Source organism: Martelella sp. FOR1707 (genome assembly GCF_053484265.1).
The window spans coordinates 73044-97270 of record NZ_JBAKFP010000004.1; the positions used below are offsets into that span (position 1 = coordinate 73044).

The following is a 24227-nucleotide window of genomic DNA, read 5'->3' on the forward strand; positions in this document are numbered from 1 at the left end:
ACCGTCAGGATTGCTTGCCGGAACCCCTGGACCTTGAAACTGTGTCAAACTCTCCTATGCGGATGCTTGATGGCCTCTTTGTGGCGCGTTAACAAAATTGGCGAAATTGCGCAACCCGAAATTGCCCCGGTCGGGTTTTGACCGCCCCCGCGTGTCCGCATCGAACCGGCACATATCCCGGGATTGACCCGCAAGAGAACACGGTGCTAAAGGCCATCCTCTAAGCGACATCTACGAATATTTCGTGAATGCGCTCCAGCCGGAGGAGTGGCCGAGCGGTTTAAGGCACCGGTCTTGAAATTCGGTTAGGCGCGTTTTTCGCAGTCACCCGCCATCCCGGAGAGTCTCGTATTGACGGGCATTTTCCGCACTTCGGTCTTCTTTCATATTCGATGATTTGCTTTTGTGCTACCGGGTTGGGTTGCAAAATGGTAGCAATGTGTTCTCACCGTGTTCACGTCTGCCCCACGACTAATTCAGCATGACCATCCGTGTATCAGAAATGACGCCCCGAAGCTTGGCCATAGCCCGCAAACGCTTAGTCCAACAGGGCTTGGGCTGGAATTTTCAACGCTTCTGGGAAGAACGTGAAGACGACACCTGCCGCCTGCTCTATCCTGACTACAACGCGATTTGCCGCGTTCTCCGATGGAGAACTCTCGGTGCTATTAAGTGGCGCTGCAAGAAGCTCGGCCTCGTAAAGCAGAGTTTTCACAGATGGACAGCCCGAGACATATCGATCTTGCGGAGACTGTACCCGGCAGGGAGCCGTGAAGAGATTTGCGAGGCCATTCCTGGCGTAGAATGGTCAACCATTCGCGTGGCAGCTCGCTACTACGGACTTCGGCGAAACAAAAAGCCTTACAAGATAACTGGCGTGAAGGCGCTCGATGAAGTCCGGCTTCGATGCTACGATTTGCGTTGGACGATGCGCGACCTGGATGAAGAGTGCCACACGAAGCTCTATTTCCAGACACGGGGTTATCGGAGTGAGTACCCGAACTTCAAGGCGATAAACCGCGCGGTCGAATGCCTGGGTGGCGTGCTGGAAGTAACTTGGCTTGAGTGAAGGTTCGCAAATCAGGCGGCCGTTGCCTCATTGTTGGCACAGCGTTCCTTTTTTCGAAGAGCATGACGCTTAGCACTCCTCCGCTGTGCCCATTCGAAATCTCGAAGATCAGGCCGATCGACCTTCGGCAGTTCACCGTCGTTCCTGGCCCACACACCTTCCCCGCCGGCTCGTGAACCTCGACCTCCGGAAAGCAATCAAGATGCGCTTCACCTGAGGCACCGGATCGAACATCTTCTGATGCCAGAAAGGCGACGGCTGCATTCTTGCGATTGCATCCCGCCGTTCGGGAAATCCCCTCAGCACGGCACCAGCGGGCAAACGGCTTTCCGCCAACCTTGGACTTGGCCCAAGCCCACAGTGCTCGCCGATCCGCCTCCCGTGGGCACGTTGCGATGAGCAAAAGCGCCTTTTCGTAGGAAGTCATCTCGGCGGCCGACACGCGGGCCTTCAGGGCTTCCCACTTGTCGCACTCGTCTTACTCGAGACGGACATCTCCCCAGCCGTTCTTGTCGGCAAGGTCGTGCACATAGCCGCAATCGATGGATCGGGGTTGCTTAGGCCGCGCGGTATCGGGGGTCGGCGGTCAACGTCCGCGGCGAGAATGAACAGCTCTTGGATTTCATCCCGGTTTATGACGAAGGTCTCCGATGTGATGTGGTAATTTAATACCGCCAACTTCGCGAAGCGAAAACCCCGTCGTTCGGACTCCTCAAAGACCGATAATAAGGGCACAGGAAAAGCGTCGTAATAAATTTCCGATGCATTTTCTGCTTTACAAAGCGTTATAATACGTAGGGAACGGCGCTTTACCCTTATTACGACGCTTTAGCAGGAGTGAAATAAGGCATGGAGACAAAGAGAAGCGAGCGGTACCGCAAAGTCATTTCCCTTCTCGATGATGCCATCAAGATCGCAGATCCGGGGCAGCGGGACCAAGATGACGAATTAATCGCCTTCATGATCGAGACAGCTCGCGACGAGGCTGCTGCATCCCTGAAGCGAGCGATTATGGCAGATAGGGAACGGCGTAACCTTCCTCCACCAGCCAACGATTGACGTCCAGGTCATTGAGCCAGATCGTAGCGAGATAGCGGCCGAACTTGCCCTTCTCGTCCTTGTAGGAGCAGAGCATGACCTCCTCACCAAGGATCTTATCTCGGAGGGCATCGCGCGATATCGTGCCATCCGGTTTTTCCGGACCGCGCATTTCCGGTGCGTCAATTCCGTAGAGACGTAGCTTCTGGTCCTTCATCCAGATGTCGAAACCGAGATCGATATCGACGGTAACCGTATCCCCGTCATAGACTTCGGTCACCTCGGCCCGATACTGATACAGCCCACAGTCCGGACCAGCCGAAGCGGAAAACGGAACGGCCATGATGACCCCAAAAGCAAAGATGGCATTCCGGATCATTGGCACCTCCTGTGGCATAACCTTCCGGACAATGCCGCCGCAATCCTGAAAGTGCAATCCGGAATACCCTCAAGCTTCTGTTTGCCGGTCCATCTCCATGCACCGGCGCGCCCTGCTTCCGAACAGGCCGGATTTCTCCCGCAGCCAGTTCCGGAATTCCCGATCCAGAAGAGAACTCTTGACCTCGCGCAGCGTCTTTTCGGTTTCGATCGCGTGCTGTTTTTCCTGCTGCCGCTTGCCATTGAAGCCCCATCCGCGCAACATGTTCAAGGTTTGTCGACGGGGGTGGAAATGCGACTGCTGGCTTTGTTTTTGATTGCGATAAATACGGCAATTTTTGCTGACAGCACGCCCAGCTCTGCAGCATCCATCTTGCCGAGCGACAAGGATGAATGCGCAATTGACCTAACGGGTCCGATTGTTGAAGGGGATTTTGGCGCATTTCTCGAGATCGCCCACCAGTTGGGGTTGGATGGACAGCTCGACAACGGGGAACTGATCAATAGCCCCCAGAACGCTGTCTGCCTGGATAGTTCCGGTGGGCTGATGTTGGAAGGAGCATTGATGGCCCGCTTCATACATGACTACGGAATCACAACTCGGATCGAAGCATTCGCAGAATGTTATTCGGCCTGCGCCCTTATATTCATGGCCGGGCACGCGAAGGGGCCTGAGATCGAATACACAAACCGAATCCTCGATGTTCGTGGTTCTCTCGGATTTCATGCTCCCTTCGTCGCGGTTGAAGCAGATGAAAGTATGACCGGTGCCGAAGTGATGGCCATACAGGAAAGCCTTCGATCGATCATGGCCATGCAAGTTGAGTTCGGGCTGTATCGGTCTCCTTTCGGAATGCAAGCGATGGTACCAGCTTCGTTGATCTCGGCGCTATTGCAACGTGGCCCAGACGAAGTTGAATACGTTGACACCGTAGAAGAAGCGGCTCGCTGGGATATCGGACTGGCCGGGATTATCCCGAGGGTCAAGCTTTCTCACACGGATCGAGCAGTCGCTTGTTTGAATTTTCAAGCGTGGGTTCGCGACAGCGCATCCGATCTGCAACAGCTCGAATACTATCGGGATCAGAGCCCTTCGATCTCCCGGTTAGGCCCAGATGGATACAGCCACCTCTATGATCAAATCAATACGGGAGGGATGGAAGCACAATTCTGCTTAGTAGGGGCGAACAATGAGGCCGTTAGTTCGATCCCAATATGTGTCGTCGATGATTTTAGCGGCGTCAGATATGGTAGCTGCGAAAACGGTCGCCCGGTGTGGATACCCTGGTGGTACGCCGCCGACCCGCAGATGCCTATCGCCCGCCTAGCTGGCTCAGAGCCTGGATAACGTGCATGCTTACGCAGCCTTCCCTACGCGCGCCTTTACCGGCGAGATTGCTCATAAGCCCGGCACCAAAGATCGCAAAAACTCCTAGAGGCGCGAATAATGAAGCGGAAAACCACAGAGGAAAAAGTAGGCCAATTTATCGTTGGGATGATCGGATCTATTTCGCTGTTCTCGGGAATCGCTATCCTGGTCTATCAAGGCTACCGCTTCCTGAGGGACGGGGTATTCCCCAGCGTGAAGCTGTTGGACGCGCTCAAATTCGCCTCTGATGCCCCGTGGCTATACGCGCCTCGGTCTTGGCTTGGACTTCATGAGATTGCCTCCGCGTTACCGCTTTCCGTTTGCTTGCTTGCGTTTGGGATTTTTGTCTTGGCCAGCGCCGTCGACTAACTTGCCGCTGCCCCGAACAATCGCTGGCGCATCCGGTTAGCCGGAACTGGGAAGGCATTGGCAGCGCGCGAACACATAAGGAACAAACAAGGACAGAAGCAGAAACAGTACACTTGACAGAAAATGTGAAGTCAAGACATATGGTTGGCGCTGTGGCGAATCGCGCCACAGCCGATACGACAAAGCCGAGGCGGGCGGCCTCGGCTCCGTGTCGAACCCACAAAAGCTTTGGTCGGCCTGTGGATTACTTTAAACACACCGGGGTCATACTCTCGAATGTCCATGTCTGTCAAGCCGACCAATGCCAAACATAAGGACACCCTTATATGGCAAGTCGAAACTTTACGGTTTTGGAATTTACGGTAAAGCTGAAATACGACTGGGAGAATCTTTCCAGGAACGATTTAGCGAGAATAGCAAAAGTAGCCAACCGATGGATGAAGCGGGCAAAATACGGCGGTAAGATAATTGGCATGCTCGTCGTTACGGACGAAACAGCGCAGCAATTTCTAGACCGAATTAGGTCTGAACTGGACAACATTTCCGTGGTTGACGATTTCTGGTGTCAAACCGCTGGAAGCGATGGGGTCGGAAAGTTCGGAGTCATATGCCCGTTCCAGACCGCTATCGCTGCCGCTTGGGAAGAGGCTGGAAAGCGGAACAAACCCAAAAAGGTGAGCGATTTTAGGACGCAAAATATCTGGCTCAAGAACGGAGTCGATTATTTCCAACGCGAGGCAGCGGTCAAGATGGGCCTTAAACGCTCTGGGGAGCGGAAGCCGAAGAAGTAACCTTGCCGTAATTGCCACAACTGAAGTCATACTGTTGATATATAGCGATATGGCACGATGTGTGAACCCTATCGATACTTTTTGTTTGCGCCGCTCAAACGTCAAACTCAGAGCGGCGCAAAATTACTCGCACCCTATCCCGTCGCCGTCCCGATCAAGTCCATACACATCGCGCCCGATGACGCGAACCGGGCCACGAATATATGCCGGCCCATTGCCGCTCCCTCCGGCACAGTCAACGTCACTGGCGACTGGTACACACGGCGTGTAATTCGGATCGCATTCTTGCGCCAATGCCTGTCCAGCAAGCATGAACGCGCATAGGGCCATAGCAGCCCTGACCTTCTTTCCCATCTGACATTCCCCTTTGCGTCAGTGGCACTTTAACGTGCCCCTCCTCACGGACAGATCGTAGCGCCTTGCTTACGCGCTTTGTCAAGTCAGATATGGATTTCCAGTCACTCGCATTCCCGCCACGCATAGCCAAGTACGTTTAAGGTGCTTCCTATCGCACCTATATCGTTCTCGACTTCAGCTAGAGGGTCCCTGATACGCCTCTGATAAACCGTCAGTCATCCGGCTTGGCCTCGAAGATCGTCTGAAACTGGACAGGACCACCGTCCTTACCCGTGTGTTCATTCTTCTCGGCATACCCCAAATCTCGGGCAATGATGTTGGCGTTCAGCAGGTCAGCAGCAGCGCCGGCAAACTTCTGGTCCCGGATAACCCCCTCGGCTCGCGAGATGATACCGGATAAATCGGGGCGACTTTTCTTCCAGTCATCCCAGGTGCTTTTGTCGATGTCGATGAAAAAGCAAAGCCCACTGATCGTCATGGCTCGCATCTTGGCGACAGGCTCATGTGTTGCCATGCCTTGAAACGTCACGAGCTTGTCTTCCCAAAGAGGATTGGCCTCGACCCATTCAAAATATTCGGTGCATGCCTTCCAGAGGTCTTCCCCGTTCTCGAACTTCGGCTTGGCACCGTGGGAACTGCGGGCCTCCCAAAACCTGTTCCCCGGCAAAAAGCGCCCGGTGACTCCGTCTTTTCCAGCGGTCATCGCATTACCTCACATCGCCATTGGCAACATCACCGACAGTTGTCCTGGAAGCCGCACGCATCAGCGCTTCAAGGAGGGTCACTCTCGATGCTTTCGCTTGCCGCATGCGCATCACTTCCGCGAGCGCCTTCTCAGGCTCTCGGGACATTAGAGCCCTAGCAATCAAGGTGCGGGTGGCCTCATTCTGACCGGTAAGCAAAGGCGTTGCAGCCGAGCCCAGGTTTCCCATAGCGCTGAACGGTCGCAGACGAAGCAAGTCCATTCCGGCACGGCCAAGATCAGCCATTGGACCAACGTCTCCGATATCCTGGAGGTTGTCTGCCGTGCGCGATCCGCCAAGAGCCCTGTTTTGGGTCTCCCACATGGACGTTTCACGACCAACACGGTTTGCAAAGGTTTGGGGATCAAGCGCCATCGCGGCAGCTTCTTCCCTTGCCTTCGTGCTTTGGAATGGTTTCGCGACATTCGATGTCGGGGACGCATTGGCTTCGATCTTAGCGAGTGCTCGATCGCCGTATCCGATCCGGGCGGCGCTCTGCTCTTCCGGCGTCATGGTTCGAAACGCGGCTGTCGTATCTGGATAGCGCGAGCCCGGTCTCGAAAACTGCTGCCCCTGTTCAACAGCATCCATCACCCGAGAGGCTTTCGCAAAATCATCATTCGCCTTTCGATATCCTTCAGATGCCATCTCAAGGGCGGAATCGAGTTCTTTTTCAAGGTCCTTGAGGTATCGCGCTTTATTCCCCTCTCCGGATCTCTCCGCAACGCGGCGCAAATCCTGAACGTCCCTCTTGACCTCAAGGACGCGATCAAAGTCAGACAGGTCAACACGGGTGTAGCCGCCATCGTCACCAGCGGCTAGGCCGGTACTACCGACACGAGATTTCGACGGGTCCTTTGCCGTAAGGCGATTTCTGAATTGAGAAAGGCTGGCATCGATAGAATTTCCCTTGATGCCACTACCCTCCAGCGGCCCCAACCGTTTATCTATGATTGAGACAGCGTTCCTGACATCAACAGGTTTCGCACCATCGCGCGCGGCGTCATAAGCAATGTTAGCCGCTTCTGTGCGGGCTTTCTTGAGATTTCCGACCGTATCGGCGGCTGATCTCTGAGGTCGCCTCAGAACATCCGCCGGCGTATCCTGAAACTTATATCCGGCAGGCACAAGATCAGTCGCATCGGACGGCTTCGCTCTATAACCAAAAGCGTCTTCAACAAATCCCGCCATACGGTTCGGCTGATCGGCCTGACGCTGCTGGAGAAACTGCGCCAACTCCTCAGAGCCATCGCCACCAGCACGGACAACACCGGATGCCCGGCGCTGGCCAGCCGTGCCCGTTGCGTCCATAAGGCGGTATTCTGGCTGACCCTCGGCAGCGGCACGCGCGATATCATCCTGAATTTCGGCGGCACTACGTCCGGACTTGCGAACGGTTTCCGCGATAGCGCGATTTGCTCGACCGGTGTTGCCAATGCCGCCAAGGCCACCGACGACATTGCGCGCAGCATTAACAGCCTTGCCAGCGCCAGCGACAAGCGCAGGGAAGGCCCCGCCGCCAACTGCCCCAATGCCACCTTGAACGAGTGCGCCGCGCAAGCGGTCATCTATCCCTTCCCCAGTGCCGAAACCATAAGCCGTGCCCTCAGCCGCACCGAGGCCTGTACCGATACCCATGCGGGTCAACAGCGGAGTGCCAGCCTTCATCACCCCCTTGGCAAGCAAGCCGCCCGGACCAACGATCGCACCGCCAATCTCAGAAGCAAGCGAGGTTCCGGGCGCGTATTCGCGGTTCTCGGCCATGCGCTGGCGCTCAGCAGCAAGGTTACCGCTGTAATCGCCGAACTTGCCGCCGAGACCTGTAGCCGTAGCAAGGCCGGCAGCGATCTCGTCGCTGGCACCGAAGGTCATGCCCTGCGCAATGCCATCAACAACAGCGCCGGGAAGGTAGGTCCAATCGGCCTGTTTCTGGTCACCACCAATATCACCAAAGGCGGCGGCAGCCGTCTGCATGTCAGGCGCATCCACCTCGTAGACTTTGCCGTCAGGGCCTTGGAGTTCAAAGACTGGCATTATCGTTTCTCCCTGACGCGCGCACCGTTTGGAAGCGTTACCCACCCATCGGCATCAGCCTGATTAGGGCGTGTCATGTCAAAAATTCGGTCGCCTTCATCCTTGCCATGGATGACCCGCAGCAAGGCGCGCTCGTAGTCGTCCAGATCACGAAGGAATGTCGGGCTATTCGGATCAAGCGCGCCGGCACGAGCAGCAAGCATTGCCCCTTCCTTCTCGGTCACATTGCCGAGCGCGCCACCGGTCGGAGATGCAGCGCGCATTGCATTGAGACTTTCGATCGTGGCATTCGACTTCAGGACCGCGACCTGTCGCAAGACTTCGGCGCTGTCAGTCCACGGAAGTTGACCAACGACTGACGTTCCCGCCGCCCCGAAATCCCTCCTTCCTGCCGCATCCCGAGCCCGTCCCGCTGCCGACGTGACGACATCTGATGCGGTCAAGGCGTTCTGGACGTTTTTGTCCTGCTTTTGCTCCGCTTGAACAGCCTCATGGGCAGCGGGTCCACCTGGGATAACCTCGGCCTGCTGCGTTTCGGTATCGAAGCGCCAGCCTTTCGGAAGCCCAGCGTCATCGGCATAGATATAGCGCCCCGGCTCAGGTCCGCCCATGTTGTTGTTGACGGTCACACCGCCGCCGCCGATTTTGGAAATGCTGCCATCCGGCTTGATTTGGAACGCATCACCTACGGGCAATCCAAACTGCTGCTTTTCCTGATCGCTTAGAACTCGCGTCGTCTGCGGATTCTTAAACTGTGCAAGTTCAGCCTGCGCTTTTTCCAACTGAAGTTGCCGCAGTGGGTCACTTGCCTGGATCTGCTGCTGAACAAGAACGTTCAGAAGGGCTTTTTCTTCAGGCCGTGCATATGGGCTGGAAGCCAGCGCCACTAGTTTAGGCAGCGGCACCTGCGGCATGTTCTCGCGCTGCATCATCGCGGCGGCAAGTGTCGGCTGCTGCTGCGGACGCGTCGCCGTCACGGGGGCGCTCTGGACGTTCGCCGACGCTTCCAACGGCGGCGCGGGCGTGCCGTGCTGTGAGGCAAATGCCTGCGAAGGTGATTGCGACGGCGCGATCGATGCAACATCATCTCCGCTCACCGGTACGAGCGGTGGAGCCTCAACTGAGCCTACAGTGGCAGCGCTGATAGACTGGTCACGGGGAACCGGGACCGGACCGTCCTGCGGGAAACGAGACATCGTGAAATACGGAGCTTCGCCACCCGCGCCACGGGCCAGCGCTGCTTGCATTTCGGGCGTGTAGCTGCCGCCCTGATCGCCATAGCCCCAATACATGCCCATTCCCGGTCGCAACTTATCCTGCGTCCAGTTGTCGAGGTGGACACCGCCGCCGCGCATCTCCATACCGGTCCCACCGTATCCCTGTGCCTGCCAATACTGCCCGAGAGGCGAAAGAGCGTCACCTGTCACCGTATTCCCCTTTGGATCGAGAACGCGGATATCCGCAGCGTTGCCGTGGTCGTGACGGATCGAACCCGTCCGGGCGCCGCCCTCGCCTCTTCCGGCCTGACCGCCGGAATAGACCTCAGTCGAATAGCCGGGGCCGAACACATCGTAGATTGATGACTGGATATTGCGCTGAAGGTCGGCTTTGATCGTATCATCGCGGATTGCGCCCTGATTAGCATAGGCTAGTGATGCAAGCTGCGGCCCGCTTTCGATCGGTGGCGCGCCGGGTGCAACGTCGTTGATTGCCTGCAATGCCGGAGAGTTCTGGGCCGCTGTTTGAATGCTGGTCTCATACCCACCCGGAGACAGAGCGGAAGCATTGCCCATAAGAGCATCCACGAGCGTCAGGGACCTTCCCCCAAAAGCACCGCTATAATCTTTCTCCCATGCGGAACGGCCTGCCTGAAGGCCTTCCCTGGCCTTTCCTGCAAGCGACCGGTAGAGGAGCGCATTTCCAAGCGCGCTCAGGCCTTCACCAACATCCTTTGGAGTGTTTGAGATGGTCTTGGCCGCGATAACGTCCGCAAGCCGCTGCTTCTCCTTTAGGCTTTCGTATGTCTCGCCGGTGTTGCCGCCGAAGATGAAACCAGTTGCCATATCAAAACCCCGTTATGCTCCGAGTTGGAAAAGGCGGCCATAGTCCACGTGCTTGATACCGTCTTCTCCGCTGAGGACAGCATCAGGGCGCGACTGTTCGACCTCTTGGGCCATTACCCCCATTGACATCGGCGCGCTCTCTGGCTCGCCTTTGTATCGGAACTCGTAGACATTCTGGCCCTTCAGTTCGCCAACCTTGTGAACGTCCTTCTTCACGCGTTCGTCGGACATCATGATTGCTGCCGGGCCGGCCTTGGCCATGATCGCCGATGAACCGAGGCCAAACAGCCCACCCATAATGCTGTTGCGGCTCTGCTGAGCGGAGTTGTATGCCGCCATCTGGTTTTGATAGTTTTGATTGACCAGACCCGCATAATCTACGGTCGGCATCTGCGACCCGCCTAGGCTCATGAAATTCGGCGTTTCGACCTGCCCCGTGCCGAGGAGCGCACCGATCTCATTGATCGGCTGGTTGCGCTCCGCAAGAATGTTCTGGATAGCGTTCTGGTACTGGTTACCATATAGGTTGTCGTAGGCATCGGAGCGCTGCTGCGAATAATCGCCAAAAGCGCGAGAATAGGCCGTCGATCCGATGTCGATGCCCTGATTTGCCATCTGCGTGTCAAGGTCGGCCTTGTTCTGGTCCCACCTCTTGTTAAAGTCGTCCATGAAATGCGAGTTGATGTATCCCTCGACATTGCCGGTGGACAAATCGACAGGCTCGTTCAGATAGCCGCGCAGGAAATTAGATTGATCGTTGGCGAGACCGGCAAGGTTAAGCTGCGCCGCGTCCTGCTGGTCCTTGATGGCCTGCTGTTCTGGCGAAAGCGTCTGTGTTGCGGTCCAGGTCGGGATAGGGGTTGTTGTTCCATCGAGCGGATTTGTCCAGTCGTGGTAGCCCGTCACGTCATAGGTTAATGTGCCGTCTTGGGTCACTTGGTTGACGTTACCAAGATACGAATTCGCGATCGCCGTTCCGATATTGGTCGCGGTCTGAGCCGAGGCCGTCTCTGCGGGATCCGGCGTAGTCGGCGGCTTTGGCTTTCCCATATAACCTCACTTCGGGAAGCTGTTTGCTTCCCATGCCTCTTTGGTTGTCAAGAAAATGTTTTCCGCTTCATCCCGACCCCGCAGGCGTGGAATTCGGTAATGCTCTGCTCCGAAAGCCTTCAACATGCGGTGCTGCGCCTTGTCGGCATCTGAGACCCGTTGCACCACGGCCTGACACCCGCAATCGCGGAAGGGATAGCCGTACATCGCTCTGAGAACCGATTTCGTCAGCCACCCTTTGCGCCACGATGCGCCGGAAATTTCGATAACGCCGGCATCCGGGTCGTAGTTGTGGTAGATGAGCCCCGCAGCAAGTTCGTCTCCAATAGCAACAGCAATTCCGCGGCAATTGCCAAAACAACGATCAGCACCAGGCCAAATCCGGTTGGCAACAAGCGTCGCTAGTCGCTCCGTGTCCTCTCCAGGCAAAGAAAACGCCCATGTCACGAGCGGACGCATACCAATCTCGTTGTCTTGGAGCAGCTGTATCATTGTGTGGCGATATCCCCGGGAGAGAATAGCCCAGAGAAACGGCGCCCCGTCGATCGAAGCTTTTCAGCGGCAGCCTCAAGGACATATTCATTCGGTGTCATACCAGCCCGATTTGCGGCGTCGAAGAGGCTCTGCTGGAAGCCTTCCATGACAACAGCACCGCGGAGCATTACCGGAACACGGCGCTCGTTCTGAGATGATTTTTCCACTTCCTTGGAATCCATTGCGGTCTCCGCTTGTTAAGCCAGCAGAATCTCACCACATATGGAAAAGGGAAACTTGAAGTATGCGGAAATGTCCGGAACTTTGTTCGCGGCGGTCGAGCTTTCAACCCGTCTCGGGAAGCCCAAGGTGGTTAAAGACACGACGAACGCGCGGGCTCTCACGATCTCCGGCCCGAAGAAGCTCCAAAGCTTCATGATCGCCATGCATAACCATCTCCAAAGCCGGTGCAGATATCTCTAGGGGAGCGCCAGGGGCGGCTTGACGAGCAATCCCGTACAGATGGCACCAACCACGCAACGTCCGATCTGATTTACCGGTCCGGACCACGGCTTCCTTCAAGTTGATAACTTCTGAGCGATACATCAGCACAGGGATTGGCCGAACATCAGGTTCGCTATTGCATAAACTAACGCGAGGCATCGATCGCTTTCTCCTGAAACACATAGCGACAATCAGCCTTTCGTCGCGATGAAAAGGCATGCACTCCCTTGAAAAATATACCATTTCAGTGAGATAACTGCAATCGACGCAAGCTCCCTTAGGCTGAATTTGGGCGTTTTGTTCGCAACCAAAACAACCCACTGCGTGCGAAATTCGGGAAGACAAATCCGGAAGCACGGAAGTCAGAATCTGGGGTTTTCGTTTCCATCTGCCTCAGCTACCAGATCCATGTCATTGCCATCATGGAGGCAAGCCTATGCCGACGATCGTAATTTATGCTGGTGCGGCTATTGCAGAGATCGCGGGTTGCTTTGCGTTTTGGGCTTGGCTGAGGATGGATCGGTCTGCCCTGTGGGTGGTACCGGGAGTGGCTTCGCTTATCTGCTTTGCCTGGTTGCTTACGCTGGTGGAAAGTGATGCTGCGGGCCGGGCCTATGCCGCCTATGGGGGCATCTATATCGTGAGCTCTCTGGGGTGGCTCTGGCTGGCCGAAGGGATGCGGCCTGATCGTTGGGAACTGATCGGCGCCACGATCTGCCTCGCCGGCGCGCTCGTGATCTTTGCCGGCCCGCGCTGAGGGGCCGATCGTAACTCAGGCAGTATATCAAACGAGGATTTTAAGGCAAGAAACGCTGGACAATCCGCTATTGTAACACGACACTTGAGCCAACATAGGGGAGGCATAGGTGGTGCAAATTCACTCGGCCGCAACGGCAAAGACTCTTGGGGAATGCACACCGGGTGAACTTATCTTTTTTCAGTTCAACCGCGGTCAATCATGGGCCATCGTCTTGGAGCAAGACGAAGCTCGTCACACACTTGTTGGGCTTCTGACCTTTCGAGATGATGAGACGCCCGGCCCCATTTACGACACATGGCTGAAAAGATTTCCGTGTTTGTCGTTCGGCACTGACTGGGCCGTAATGCCGCTTTCAGACAGCGACAGCTATGCGGGCAACCGACCTATGATGACTGAGGCAGGCGTTCTTATTTGTGACCGAGATCGGTGGTTGGTTTGCTTCAGCACCGCGTCAAACAAGCCGCATTACGAACTCTACTTCGACCTGACAAACAGCATCGTCGGAAGCGAGCCTTCACAAGTCGCGGCACCTTTCCGGAGTTGGGAAGTATGGGAAAGCATCGACAAGGTTGGACGAAGCGGAAAGCCGCTGTTTGATATGGGGAAGCAGGATGCCTGAAGAAGAGAAGAAGGACCACCCGTATTCAACTGAACAGCTGCTTTGGGTTATAGCCGAGATTGGCGAGAAAACGGCCAACGCGCGATGCCCGTTTTGTGATCACGGGAGATGGACCGTCGAAAGTGAGAGCATCGGTGACGGCTGGCTCCCCAGGGTTGCCTATACAATGATGACCAACCGCGCGTTTTTCGGCCCGGCTCCATCGGTCCCGGTCATCAATGTGATCTGCGATAATTGCGGTTTCACCCGGCACCACAACATACCCATGCTTTTGACCCACCGCGATAAGGCTGGAAAACATGAGTGAAAACACCTATTCTCATGCCAATACCTCTGTCGTGGAAATGACAGGTGAACCGTTTAAAGGCGGACGTGAGCCGCCCGGAGGTGACGGAATGGAAGCACGAGTAGCAAAGCTGGAATCCGACGTTTCGAACATCAAAGACACATTGTCGGACGTGAAGGCGGACATTCGCGAAATGCGCGCTGACCTGAAGTCCGAAACAGCGGGCCTTCGTGCCGATATGAGAACAGATTTCCGCATCACGTTCGGCGCTCTCATTACCGTCGCACTTGGCCTCGCCGCTCTCATGGCAAAAGGCTTTGGCTGGCTGTAACCAATATCGTCAAATACGATCGATCAGGCCCGCCCCGTGCGGGCTTTTTGCCATTCCGGTTTATTTCCCAAAAAACGCTCCCTGTCCGGAAAGCGCGAAAACAAGGGTAAAGCACCCTTCGCCCCTTATTATAACGCTTTGCAAAGCAGAAATGGCGTCGGAACCAGCTTTTTTCGGGCTTTCCCCGAAGGCCTCCCAGCCGGGGGCAGGCTTGCGCCTGCCCTCACCTTTTCCGGATCAAAGAAGCTTGTCCGTATCTGGAACGACCAGGTCAACGACGACACATCCCCACTCTCGCGATAGATCGCCGGCCGCGATGATAGCTGCGTCGTAGCTTTCCCCGTCCCACAAGGCCAGCCGCCCGCCATCGGCGTCGACCAGATCAATGAAAAAGCGCGGCTCGCCGACATGATCGAAGACAGGGCGGGTCCCGCGCGCATCCGTGACGGTCTCTCCCGTCACGATGCCATAGTGGACTTCGACCCGGTCCTTCGCCGGGAACGTGATCACGTTGTTCATGCTGAACCTCCTGGGGTATCCGAATATTCATAAGACTGACGATGCGTTTCCTGATCGACCGCCTGCCAAAAGAGGTCCAACTGGCGATCAATCTCAGCCTCGTTAAGACCGATCCGCTCAAGCTGGGCCGTCAGACCGTCGTCAACCTGCTTCCGGTAATGGCGAATACTGCGCTCTGTCGTTCGAGCCAGCATCTTTGCCGCAACATCCCTCACCTTTCCGACACGGTTGACCAACGGGAAAACGACAAACTTCCTCGGTGCCTGCCACGCGAACAAAGGCAGCTCGGTTTCACGCTTTTGTTTCATGGAACATCACCCCTCGGCTGGTGTTGCTTAAACATTCTCCCGACCGCCCTCCCCTGGTAATATTATATGTGTCCCTGTGGTCGGACTGTGAAACACCGTGAAACACTCTCACGGTCCCTGTCATCGGACTGTCAGCCATGATTTGCCCTCCTGAAACCGATTGGCTGTCCCTGTGGTCGGACTGTGCGTCCCTGAGGTCGGACTGTTGTTTTTTCTTCAGGGGTCCATCTGGCGAATTTTTTGGTAGCCAGTTCGCCCGTCACGTCACACGGGTATTCGGCCAGACGCCACTCCGTCGAAACGCGATTTTTCCTGCTGAACCCACTTGGCTTGGCAACTTCGATGAACCCCCTCTCCTCCAGCATTTTGAAGACGCGGTTGGCTGTGTCTTTGCTGCACTTCAATTCTTCGGCCAGTTCGCGGCATGAGCAACCGATTCGTCCATTGTTCAGCCCATCATAGCGCCACTTGATCCGGAGATATCCCATCTGCTCAATGGGCGTGAGACTGTCCCAAGCAACCGAGCGCCAAAAATAGCGCTCGATCACCATGAATTTCGACTTGCCCTTACGCTTGCGGATATTGCTCATGCTGATCGGCTCTTCTGCTCTTTCAGAACCGTGTTCAGCAGAGCTTCCACGAGCTTGACCTCCCTCATCGCCTCATTGCGCGACGATCTCGCCGCATCCACCCTTCTTTGCAACTTGGCGATCACCGCGCCCTGCGGAGTCGATGACAACTCTTTCCTCATATTCTCGAGACGTTCGATTTCACCGCGCCTCTCCGCGATCTCGACGCGGAGTTCGGCGTTTTCGTCGCGCAGCCCCAATGCTTCGTCTTCCAGGCCTTGGCGTGTCAGGTTATGCAGGTCGGTCATCCACAGGCCTTTCTGTTGGTCCGATATTGTCGAGACAGGGCGAGAGCCTCGCAGGCTTCACGCGCGGTCATTGAAAAGCGATCACGGAGTACGGGAACCGCCCGCGCTGGGGGCGGCTCCTGCTCAGCGAACCACATGGCCGCCTCTTCGACGAGGTTGCATCTGATGATCGGAGCGTTGCTCATGACAGCCTCCCGACTTGGCTGAAGCTCTTGTCGATCTTCTCGTTCGTCATTCTGGTGAGACGGAAGGCGATTTCGGCAAGGGCATTGACGCGATCAAGCTCATGGTTACGGGTTTCGCCATGCCCGAAATCCATGCCGCTTACCGTGTCGCAAATGACCTCCAGAAGAGCCTCCACCTGCGAGATCTCGCATTGAATGGTGTCGAGTGTGACCTTGCTCATCGCGAAGCCTCCCGGCGTTTGGCTGAAAGGTGATCAAGTTCAGCTTGCCGCGTCATCATCGAAAAATCGGTCAGGTCATCCGGATAGCCAGCATTGTAGCTGATCATGCACCATGCTTTCGCTTCCACTTCGCTGCACGTGTTAGGGGAAGCTGTTGCGGCTGTATTGAAAATGCGGGTCTCCCAGACCCCAAGTGCTTCAAGGAGACGGACCACCTGGACGCCAGCGGGCGTGTATTCTCGTTCCTCTGAGTTGAAGAACCTCGGCTGGCAGGAAATGGCGGCCACTACATCGCCGACAGTGTGGAGAGCTCTTTGCAAGCTGTCCAAGTCGGCCATGCTGAGCTCCCCAAGGTCGCCGCGAGGAAACAACGGCTCTGAATCTGTCCCTTCAGGCAGGACGGATACTGGAATTTTCTTTTGTTCGGTGCTATTTGAACGGTGGTTCTTCATGCCGTCCTCAAACTGGTTTGATGAGCTTTGGCCCGGCAGTGTTACCGCACTGATCGGGCCTTTTGAGTTCAGGGGACTCATGCCGCAGCTCCCGTTCCGAACTTGGTTGTCAGGCCGAGCCGTGCCGCCAGCGGTGCCACCGGCACCACAATGCGCCCCCCTACCCTGATCGTTTCAATGTCGCCGCGCTTGGCTGCCTCGTAGGCGGCATTGCGCGCCAAACCGAAAAACAAGGCCCCAGCGTCAGGCACGGAGATGGTGGGTTTGGATAGTGCTTCTTCGATCGTCATAACGGGTTCCTATCTAGCCTGTTTCGTGTGTACGATTGGCACGATATCAGCATTTAACCTTCTTGCAACCTTTTTGTGAGTTATGTACACACTAAAAGAGAAGGAAGCAGCTTATGGCCCGCCCGAAACTTGGTGATACCGATACTGAGCGCATGCAGCTGAAGATCACGTCCGCAGAGATAGAGGCTATCGACGACTGGCGTTTTGCAAACCGCGTGCCGTCCCGATCAGAGGCTGTGAGGCGTCTGTGTGCTACGGCTATCGTCGCGCTTAACGGGCTCGACAGCTTGAACCAGATGGCCGAGGATGCCAGCGTGAGTGCGCTCGATGACCACGAGCATATAGGCGGGATTTTCCGCGGCCTTCTGCAAGACGCGGTTGAGGGGCAGAAGCGGGGCCTAAGTCACCAGGAAGCAAAGGACCTTCTTCACGATCTTTCCGACCGCGCTTACTGGCAGGAACAAAACTCCAGATACATCAACCGAATTATCAGTGGCCTCAACGACGCCGTAAAAATGTATGCTGATCCGCAAGCGTTTTCAGTTGCGGAGCGGCAAGCAAGTGAACGGCTAAAGGAACTCGACGCCTTCATAGATCACCAGCATCGTGAATGGGATGTAATGGCGGCGCATCATGCCCGAACCGCTGTCCTCAGAATGATGACAGAAGCTGAGCGAGCGGAGTTGGATGCGACGGAAGACCGGGATGAACGAATCCAATTTCTGGACCAGCAAGTTGCAAAATACCGGGAAAAACAGCGCCGGCACCATAATCGTTTGCGCAAGAAAATCCGGGCAGAAGATCAAAAAATACGACAGAAACACTTCGGAGAACACATGCAAGACGACTACGAGGATGACAAATGAAGGGCCATATCCGCGAACGCTCACCCGGAAAATGGGCAATCGTCCTCGACGTTCCGGATCCGGAAACCGGAAAGCGGCGTCGGAAATGGCACACCTTCCACGGTACAAAAAGGCAGGCAGAGACGGAGTGCGCCCGGCTCGTCGCGGAACTGAACGGCGGCAGCTACATCGAGCCCGCTAAGACGACGGTCAGGGAATATTTCATCCGCTGGCTTCAGCATGAAAAGGCCAACGTCTCGCCGAAGACACACCAGCGCTATGAAGACCTGCTGCTGAAGAATATCGCGCCGTCGCTGGGATCGATCACACTGAACAAGCTGACACCGGCCCGCATCGATGCGACTTGGAGCCATCTACTTGAGAGCGGACGAAGGGACGGGAAAGGCGGTCTGGCACCGCGCACGGTTCATCATTGCCGTCGCGTAATGCTCACAGCGATGGAGCAGGCGGTGAAGTGGGATTTGTTGAGACGCAACCCCGTAGCCCTCACTCGACCGCCGAAAATCGAACGGCCGACTGTGGAGGCATACAGCGCCTCTCAGACGGCCGAGCTACTTGAAGCGCTCAAAGATACCAGAATGTTCATCCCTGCCCTGCTCGCGGCGCTCTGTGGCCTCAGGCGCGGCGAAGTGCTTGCGTTGCGCTGGCGCAATGTCGATCTGGAAACCGGCGTCATCGCGATTGTGGAAAGCGCTGAACAGGTCGGTCAGGTAGTCCGGTACAAAGAACCGAAATCAGGCAGGGCGAGAACCGTTGCTGTGTCATCGACGGTGCTGGCCGAACTGAAGCGCCATCGAGCCGCCCAGGCTGAAGAGCAACTGAAGCTTGGCCTTCGCCCGGAGAACAGTTCTTTCGTGGTTGCTCAGATCGACGGGAGCCCGCTCAAGCCCACGTCGCTGACACATGAATGGGTGCGGCTCTCGGCAAAGAAAACCACCCTGCCCCGTATCCGTTTCCATGATCTGCGCCACAGCCATGCTACCCAGCTTCTGGCCGCCGGCGTTCATCCGAAGATCGCGAGCGAACGTCTCGGACACTCTACAATCGGAATTACGCTCGACCTGTATTCGCACGTGATGCCCGGCATGCAAGCGAACGCGGCAGAACAAGTTGACGCGGCAATCAAAGCTGCTACAAAGCGCTCCGGTGAATGATTGGGTAGCAAAGCGGTAGCAAAAGCCACTTTCCAGTTTTCAGGGGAAGCCCTAAAACATAAACTTATCAATCACTTGGAGGAGTGGCCGAGCGGTTTAAGGCACCGGTCTTGAAAACCGGCGTGCGTGAAAGCGTACCGTGGGTTCGAATCCCACCTCCTCCGCCATGCCCTTGCGTGTCAAGCCACTGAAATATCGGGAATATTTCCGATATCGCGCCTACCACTTGGCGATGGCGTTGGTGCAATCGATAGGGTCGCGAGGGGAAACCTGTTCGTTGGGCTGATGGGCTGGATCGCCGGGGCCGAAATTCACCGTCGGCGATTTGCCGAGCGAGGCTGGCAGGCCGATGTCGCTGTGCGCACCGAAGCCGGAAAGCGCCGGCGACAGGTTTGAGGCTTCCGTGGCCTCCTGAAAGATTTGGACAAACGGGCTGTCGATGCAGGCAGGGAGTGCCCGGCAGATGTTTGCGACATGCTCTTCGATCTCACGCTTGACCGTGCCGACGGCCCGCAGTCTTCGTCCTCTTCGCCACCGTCGGCTTTTATGCCGTGCTCGGCTATATTCTGATGACCTATGGCACGCGCTTCGACGCCGGCACTGCCGGCGTGTTTTCCTGGACCGAGCAATAACCGGCCAATCAAGCATGCGGTGCCTCTACGATGAGAAGCCAAAACAGATCGCTACATCCGCGACCATTCTGCCCATTAGTCAGAAGATCGCGGCAGGGCTGCACGTTGGTGCAACACCCACTCGTATGGCACCCGCCCGCACCGCACCACAGCAGGCGTTGACGAGTCTGACGCCTTCGGGTTTGGCGCGGGCGTTCTTTACCCCGAGCCGTTACCTGTAGCCGTAAATCTCCGCGCCCTCGCTTGCGGTCAGCAGACCTTCGGCGATCTCGCGCTCTATCGCCGCGCGGTCGCGCTTCTTTGGATCCCCATAGCCGCCGCCGCCGGCTGTTTCGATGATCAGGCGGTCGCCCTTGAGGAGTTCGGTGTTGCCCTTGGAGGGGAGCTCGATGCGTTCGCCGTTGCGCTCGACCGCGAAGCGTGAGTGCTGGCCCTCCTTGCCGCCGAACAGCCCCCAGGGCGCGACCTTGAAACGGTCGGAGTAGGAATTGAAGGTGACGCCGTCGGCGAGAATTCGATAGACCCGGCGGGCGCCCAGTCCGCCGCGCCGCTCGCCCGCGCCGGCAGAACCGCGCCGCAGCGAATATTCCTCGACCCGCATGAACGGATAGTCGGTTTCCAGCGATTCCACCGGGACATTCGAGCAATTGCCGACATAGCCGTCGACGACATCGGCCCCGTCGGCCCCTGCCGAGGCGCCCCATCCGCCGCCGACGACCTCCATATAGACCCGATAGCGGTCCGGCGCGATGTGGCCCATGCCGATCGCGTTGGTGGTATCGTGGCCGGAGGCCAGCACCTGGTTCGGAACCACTTCGGACATCGCCAGCATGATGACGTTGTAGACGCGGTGGCAGGCATTGTTGCGCGCCCGCACGGCCCGCGGCTCGCTCGGATTGAGGAAGCTGCCATAGGGCACATGGACGGCGCGGATCGGCCGGTATAGGCCGTCATTGACGGGGATGCGGCCGCCGCCCAGAAGAATGCCGATGGCGCCATAGGCCGCGGAGATTGTCGCGGCCAGCGGCGAGTTGATGATGCCCTTGGTCTGGGCAGCGCTTCCGGAGAAATCCAGTTCGAGGGAATCGCCATCCACCTTGATCTTGACCGCCACGCGCAGGGGGTCGGGCGTGAACCCGTTGTCATCGACGAAATCCTCGGCCTGGTAGACGCCGTCGGGTATCGCCCGGATCGCTTCACGGGCCAGGCGTTCCGAGTAATCCTGCAATTCGGCCGCGCCGGCCAGCACCGTGTCTTCGCCGAACCGCTCGAGCATTTCGATGAAACGCGCCTCGCCGGTGCGGTTTGCGGCAAACTGGGCGTAGATATCGCCCATGACCTCATTCGGCGGGCGAACATTGATGCGGATAAACTGCTCAAGCAGGCCGTCGCCGAGGTCCCGGTGGACGTTGAAGCGGGAGAGCGGAATCCGAAGCCCTTCGGAATAGACGTCGTTCGCCCCTGCATTCGGGCCGGCCGCCCCGCCTCCGGTGTCGATATGGTGGCCGAGCGAGGCGCTGAACGCCACCAGCTTTTCGCGATAGAACACCGGCGTGAACAGGATGATGTCGTTGAGATGCTGCGCGCCGCTATAAGGGTCGTTGGTGATCAGCCCCTCATCCGGCTGGATGGTCGACAGATCGAACTTGTTTGCAAACGCCTCGAAGACCTTGCCGAAGGAATTCATGTGGATCGGGCAGAACTGCGCCTGGGCGATGATCCTGCCATTCCGGTCGAGAAATGACGTCGAGCAGTCACGGGCCTCGCGGATGATCGTGGAATAGGCGGAGCGAACGAGTTTTTCGCCCATTTCCTGCGCGATACCGTGAAGGCCGTTGCTGATGATGTTGAATGTCGCTGGCGTGAGTTTGTCGGACATTGTTTAGGCCTCGCTTGTCAGGATAAGGGCGCCGGTAGGATCGACCGTCGCGGTCCAGTCCGGTGGAACCAGGGTCGTGGCGGTCGGCTCCTCGATCACCGCCGCGCCTTTGATCACCGTTCCGGGGAGGAGATCGCCGCGCCAGAAATACTGGCAGGCAACCGGCGAACCGCCGAATGTGATTTCGCCTGTGGTGGTCGGCTGAGGCGCCTCGGTCGAGACGACCGGACGGGTGAGCGACGACATGACTTCTGTGGCCGCTGCAACCGCCGCCGTCAGCCTGAAGGTCACGATTTCCACGTCCCCCATGGATGCCACGGCGCCATATCGCTTTTCATGCGTGGATTTGAAGAGTTCGAGAATATAGGCCTTGCCCTCGCGCTCGACCCGGTCGAGATCGACATCCGAGAGCAATTCATAGCCCTGGCCGACGAAGCGCATTTCCAGCTCGTATTCGAAAGCAATCTCCTCGGGCTTGCAGCCGAAGGCCGCAAACTCCTCCTCCGCCTGCTTCCGGATGCGTTCGAACGTGGCGCGCACATCACCGGCGACATCGTCGGTCACCCTTATCAGATTGGTTTCGCGATAAATGCGCTTGAGGTCGGCAACCAGAAGGCCGAGCGCGGAGAACAGGCCGGGATAGGGCGGCACCACCACGCGGTTCACCTTGAGTTCGGTGGCGGCAAGCGCCCCGATCATCGGCCCCATGCCGCCATAGGCGTAGATCGCATAGCCTTTCGGATCGTGACCGCGCTGCACCGAGACGAGCCGGATGCCCTGGCTGACATGGGCGACGCCAATATCGACCATCGCCTGCGCCATCGAAGCGGCCGTTTCGCCCTCGCCCACCGCAAGCGTCTGCAATGCTGCGGTGGCGCGCTCCGGATAGAGCGGCATGCGCCCGCCGAGAAACCGTTCCGGACGGATCCAGCCCAGTTCCACCAGGGCGTCGGTCAGCGCCGGCACCTCGCCGCCGTGGCCATAGCATGCCGGCCCCGGGCGAGCGCCCGCCGAACGCGGGCCGACCTGCAGCATGCCGCCGGCATCGATATGGCCAAGACTGCCGCCGCCCGCCCCGATATTGGCGATATCGATGCTGGGAAGGCCGACGGGCAGGCCATCCACTTCCGTCTCGGAAGTGATGCCCGGCGCACCGCCCGCGATCAGGCAGATGTCGGCGCTGGTCCCGCCGACATCGAGCGTGATGACATCCTTGTCGCCGATCGCGCCGGCCATGCTGACCGCGCCGATGACGCCGGCCGCGGGGCCGGAATTGAGCATTTCCACGCCGCGCGCATGCGAGCCGGTGCTTGGGAGGACGCCGCCGGAAGACTGCATGACAAAGAGATTGCTTCCGGGCGATCCGGCATGAAGATGCTGCTCGAGCCTTTCGAGATAGCGACCGACCAGCGGGACGAGATAGGCGGCCATCGCCGTCGTCGAGGCCCGTTCATATTCGCGGAACGTCGGCAGGACGTCCGAGGACAGCACAACGGGCAGATCCGGCTTCAGCCTGCCGATGATTTCACGGATACGCTGCTCGTTCTCGGGATTGCGATAGGCATGCATCAGGCAGACGGCAAGCGCTTCCGGCTTTTCCGTGTCAAGCAGGCCCTCAACCGTAGCGACAAGCGCCTCTTCATCAAGCGGCGTGACAACCTGACCGTCGGCGTCGACGCGCTCCTCAGCTTCGATGGTCAGATTGAGCGGAACGAGGGGCTCGGGCTTGCGGCAGGCAATGGCGTAGACGTTGGGCCGCAACTGTCTCTGCAGACGCAGCAGGTCCTTAAAGCCGGCCGTGGTCAGCAATGCGGTTCGGCACCCCTTCCGCTCGATGACGGCGTTGGTCGCCACGGTTGATCCGTGGAACAACTGCTCTAGCCCCGACAGGTCGCCTTCGAGCGCGGAGTTGAGGCCATCCAGAACGCCAATCGATGCATCGTGCGGCGTGGAAGGAACCTTATGGCTGTGCACCACGCTGTCTTCGATCCAGATGAGATCCGTGAAGGTGCCACCGACCTCGATTGCCATTTTCACCATAGTATCCGTCCTGTGCGCCTCAAGGGCGATACGTTTTTCAATATATTGTCTGATCGGCAGCTCTGTCCGCCGAACGCGAATGCCGCCCGAGATGCCTTGGTCGAGCGCCTGCGCTCGCCGTCGGTCACCCACGCGTTGGGATGAAGGCCCCTCCTGCGGACCGGAAACCCGGCTTCCCTCATGTCCGCCTGTGAAAAGATTATTCGTGAAAACATTTGACGCAAGCGAATATTATTTCCCAATAACGTTAGAAAAATTAACATAAAAGGACGAGGACGCCTTCTCTGAGATGAAAGCGGTTTCAGGTGCGGGCCGCGCAACCGCGCGGTCGCGGCCGGACCGGAGATGATGGGGAGCGATGTTCGGGAAGCGGATGCCTTGCAATATCCGTCAATCCTCACGAAAGCGGCGGACCAAGTCGGGAATGGCGGTGAAGCTCCCAAGGTTGCGTCAAATCCTTTAACGTTGATCGGCAAGTTTATTGATTTGCGTCAGTTGAATTCCTGGCTGTACCCTCGTGACGGGTATTGAGCAGAGGCCGGGCAGTTTGCAGGACAACCACCCGACCG

The 24227-nt window shown here is 57.4% G+C and carries 27 protein-coding genes and 1 tRNA gene; 11 read left to right on the forward strand and 17 right to left on the reverse strand.

Annotated elements, in window-relative coordinates:
- The first annotated feature begins 481 nt into the window (after window positions 1–481).
- Window positions 482–1069: a hypothetical protein gene (locus V6765_RS11710; protein ID WP_448428936.1), complete on the forward strand. Its 588-nt coding sequence runs from the start codon at window positions 482–484 to the stop codon at window positions 1067–1069.
- Between the two features lie 1009 nt (window positions 1070–2078).
- On the opposite strand, the gene V6765_RS11715 is transcribed toward V6765_RS11710, so the two are convergent.
- Window positions 2079–2486, reverse strand: a complete 408-nt coding sequence (locus V6765_RS11715) for a thermonuclease family protein (RefSeq protein WP_448428937.1) — start codon at window positions 2484–2486, stop codon at window positions 2079–2081.
- 81 nt (window positions 2487–2567) lie between these two features.
- Here V6765_RS11715 and V6765_RS11720 point away from each other — a divergent pair, with 81 nt between their 5' ends.
- The 3 genes from V6765_RS11720 (at window position 2568) to V6765_RS11730 (ending at window position 5014) form a co-directional block, all read left to right on the forward strand.
- Entirely contained in the window at window positions 2568–3833 is a 1266-nt protein-coding gene (locus V6765_RS11720) for a hypothetical protein (protein ID WP_448428939.1), read from the forward strand.
- A 99-nt stretch (window positions 3834–3932) separates the two neighbouring features.
- Entirely contained in the window at window positions 3933–4223 is a 291-nt protein-coding gene (locus tag V6765_RS11725; protein ID WP_448428941.1) for a hypothetical protein, read from the forward strand.
- A 326-nt stretch (window positions 4224–4549) separates the two neighbouring features.
- A complete protein-coding gene (locus V6765_RS11730; protein ID WP_448428943.1) occupies window positions 4550–5014 on the forward strand; it encodes a hypothetical protein in 465 nt (154 codons plus the stop codon).
- A gap of 568 nt (window positions 5015–5582) precedes the next feature.
- Here the strand turns inward: V6765_RS11730 and V6765_RS11735 are convergent.
- The 7 genes from V6765_RS11735 to V6765_RS11765 are packed head-to-tail and all read right to left on the reverse strand — an operon-like array spanning window position 5583 to window position 12181.
- A complete protein-coding gene (locus tag V6765_RS11735; protein ID WP_448428945.1) occupies window positions 5583–6074 on the reverse strand; it encodes a DNA-packaging protein in 492 nt (163 codons plus the stop codon).
- A 4-nt stretch (window positions 6075–6078) separates the two neighbouring features.
- The gene (locus tag V6765_RS11740; RefSeq protein ID WP_448428947.1) at window positions 6079–8148 is read right to left on the reverse strand and encodes a hypothetical protein; all 2070 of its coding nucleotides are present in this window, start codon (window positions 8146–8148) and stop codon (window positions 6079–6081) included.
- A complete protein-coding gene (locus V6765_RS11745; RefSeq protein ID WP_448428949.1) occupies window positions 8148–10211 on the reverse strand; it encodes a hypothetical protein in 2064 nt (687 codons plus the stop codon). Before V6765_RS11745 ends, V6765_RS11740 begins: the two co-directional genes overlap by 1 nt.
- Before the next feature lie 12 nt (window positions 10212–10223).
- The gene (locus V6765_RS11750; RefSeq protein WP_448428951.1) at window positions 10224–11261 is read right to left on the reverse strand and encodes a tail fiber domain-containing protein; all 1038 of its coding nucleotides are present in this window, start codon (window positions 11259–11261) and stop codon (window positions 10224–10226) included.
- Between the two features lie 6 nt (window positions 11262–11267).
- Complete coding sequence (locus tag V6765_RS11755; protein WP_448428953.1) at window positions 11268–11753, reverse strand: N-acetyltransferase; 486 nt, start codon at window positions 11751–11753, stop codon at window positions 11268–11270.
- The gene (locus tag V6765_RS11760; protein WP_448428955.1) at window positions 11750–11977 is read right to left on the reverse strand and encodes a hypothetical protein; all 228 of its coding nucleotides are present in this window, start codon (window positions 11975–11977) and stop codon (window positions 11750–11752) included. The genes V6765_RS11755 and V6765_RS11760 overlap by 4 nt, the downstream gene beginning before the upstream one ends.
- 15 nt (window positions 11978–11992) lie before the next feature.
- Window positions 11993–12181, reverse strand: coding sequence for a hypothetical protein (locus tag V6765_RS11765; protein WP_448428957.1), 189 nt, complete (start codon window positions 12179–12181; stop codon window positions 11993–11995).
- A gap of 494 nt (window positions 12182–12675) precedes the next feature.
- Between V6765_RS11765 and V6765_RS11770 the strand changes: the two genes are divergently transcribed.
- The 4 genes from V6765_RS11770 to V6765_RS11785 all read left to right on the forward strand — a co-directional run bounded on the left by V6765_RS11770 (window position 12676) and on the right by V6765_RS11785 (window position 14235).
- Window positions 12676–12996: a YnfA family protein gene (locus V6765_RS11770; protein ID WP_448428959.1), complete on the forward strand. Its 321-nt coding sequence runs from the start codon at window positions 12676–12678 to the stop codon at window positions 12994–12996.
- 109 nt (window positions 12997–13105) lie between these two features.
- Window positions 13106–13618: a hypothetical protein gene (locus V6765_RS11775; protein ID WP_448428960.1), complete on the forward strand. Its 513-nt coding sequence runs from the start codon at window positions 13106–13108 to the stop codon at window positions 13616–13618.
- On the forward strand, window positions 13611–13925 hold the full coding sequence (locus tag V6765_RS11780) for a hypothetical protein (RefSeq protein ID WP_448428962.1): 315 nt from the start codon (window positions 13611–13613) through the stop codon (window positions 13923–13925). Before V6765_RS11775 ends, V6765_RS11780 begins: the two co-directional genes overlap by 8 nt.
- Entirely contained in the window at window positions 13918–14235 is a 318-nt protein-coding gene (locus V6765_RS11785; protein ID WP_448428964.1) for a hypothetical protein, read from the forward strand. The genes V6765_RS11780 and V6765_RS11785 overlap by 8 nt, the downstream gene beginning before the upstream one ends.
- A 237-nt stretch (window positions 14236–14472) precedes the next feature.
- On the opposite strand, the gene V6765_RS11790 is transcribed toward V6765_RS11785, so the two are convergent.
- The 7 genes from V6765_RS11790 to V6765_RS11820 form a co-directional block, all read right to left on the reverse strand.
- Window positions 14473–14754, reverse strand: a complete 282-nt coding sequence (locus tag V6765_RS11790; RefSeq protein ID WP_448428966.1) for a hypothetical protein — start codon at window positions 14752–14754, stop codon at window positions 14473–14475.
- Window positions 14751–15062 (reverse strand): DUF6074 family protein, encoded by a 312-nt coding sequence (locus tag V6765_RS11795; RefSeq protein ID WP_448428968.1) that lies wholly within the window; start codon window positions 15060–15062, stop codon window positions 14751–14753. The genes V6765_RS11790 and V6765_RS11795 overlap by 4 nt, the downstream gene beginning before the upstream one ends.
- A 131-nt stretch (window positions 15063–15193) precedes the next feature.
- Window positions 15194–15652, reverse strand: a complete 459-nt coding sequence (locus V6765_RS11800) for a hypothetical protein (protein WP_448428970.1) — start codon at window positions 15650–15652, stop codon at window positions 15194–15196.
- Entirely contained in the window at window positions 15649–15939 is a 291-nt protein-coding gene (locus tag V6765_RS11805; RefSeq protein WP_448428972.1) for a hypothetical protein, read from the reverse strand. Before V6765_RS11805 ends, V6765_RS11800 begins: the two co-directional genes overlap by 4 nt.
- A 181-nt stretch (window positions 15940–16120) precedes the next feature.
- Window positions 16121–16345, reverse strand: coding sequence for a hypothetical protein (locus tag V6765_RS11810; RefSeq protein WP_448428974.1), 225 nt, complete (start codon window positions 16343–16345; stop codon window positions 16121–16123).
- A complete protein-coding gene (locus V6765_RS11815; RefSeq protein WP_448428976.1) occupies window positions 16342–16878 on the reverse strand; it encodes a hypothetical protein in 537 nt (178 codons plus the stop codon). The genes V6765_RS11810 and V6765_RS11815 overlap by 4 nt, the downstream gene beginning before the upstream one ends.
- Window positions 16875–17087 carry a DNA-binding protein gene (locus tag V6765_RS11820; RefSeq protein WP_448428978.1) on the reverse strand — a complete coding sequence of 71 codons (213 nt, stop codon included), beginning with the start codon at window positions 17085–17087 and terminating at the stop codon, window positions 16875–16877. Before V6765_RS11820 ends, V6765_RS11815 begins: the two co-directional genes overlap by 4 nt.
- Before the next feature lie 113 nt (window positions 17088–17200).
- Between V6765_RS11820 and V6765_RS11825 the strand changes: the two genes are divergently transcribed.
- The 3 genes from V6765_RS11825 to V6765_RS11835 all read left to right on the forward strand — a co-directional run bounded on the left by V6765_RS11825 (window position 17201) and on the right by V6765_RS11835 (window position 19274).
- Window positions 17201–17953, forward strand: coding sequence for a hypothetical protein (locus tag V6765_RS11825; RefSeq protein WP_448428980.1), 753 nt, complete (start codon window positions 17201–17203; stop codon window positions 17951–17953).
- Window positions 17950–19107 (forward strand): tyrosine-type recombinase/integrase, encoded by a 1158-nt coding sequence (locus V6765_RS11830; RefSeq protein ID WP_448428982.1) that lies wholly within the window; start codon window positions 17950–17952, stop codon window positions 19105–19107. Before V6765_RS11825 ends, V6765_RS11830 begins: the two co-directional genes overlap by 4 nt.
- A 77-nt stretch (window positions 19108–19184) precedes the next feature.
- Window positions 19185–19274, forward strand: a tRNA-Ser gene (locus tag V6765_RS11835).
- A gap of 676 nt (window positions 19275–19950) precedes the next feature.
- Here the strand turns inward: V6765_RS11835 and V6765_RS11840 are convergent.
- Both V6765_RS11840 and V6765_RS11845 read right to left on the reverse strand, forming a co-directional pair.
- Window positions 19951–21618, reverse strand: a complete 1668-nt coding sequence (locus V6765_RS11840) for a hydantoinase B/oxoprolinase family protein (RefSeq protein WP_448428984.1) — start codon at window positions 21616–21618, stop codon at window positions 19951–19953.
- Window positions 21619–21621: 3 nt separating this feature from the next.
- Entirely contained in the window at window positions 21622–23658 is a 2037-nt protein-coding gene (locus tag V6765_RS11845) for a hydantoinase/oxoprolinase family protein (protein WP_448428986.1), read from the reverse strand.
- Window positions 23659–24227: the final 569 nt, after the last annotated feature.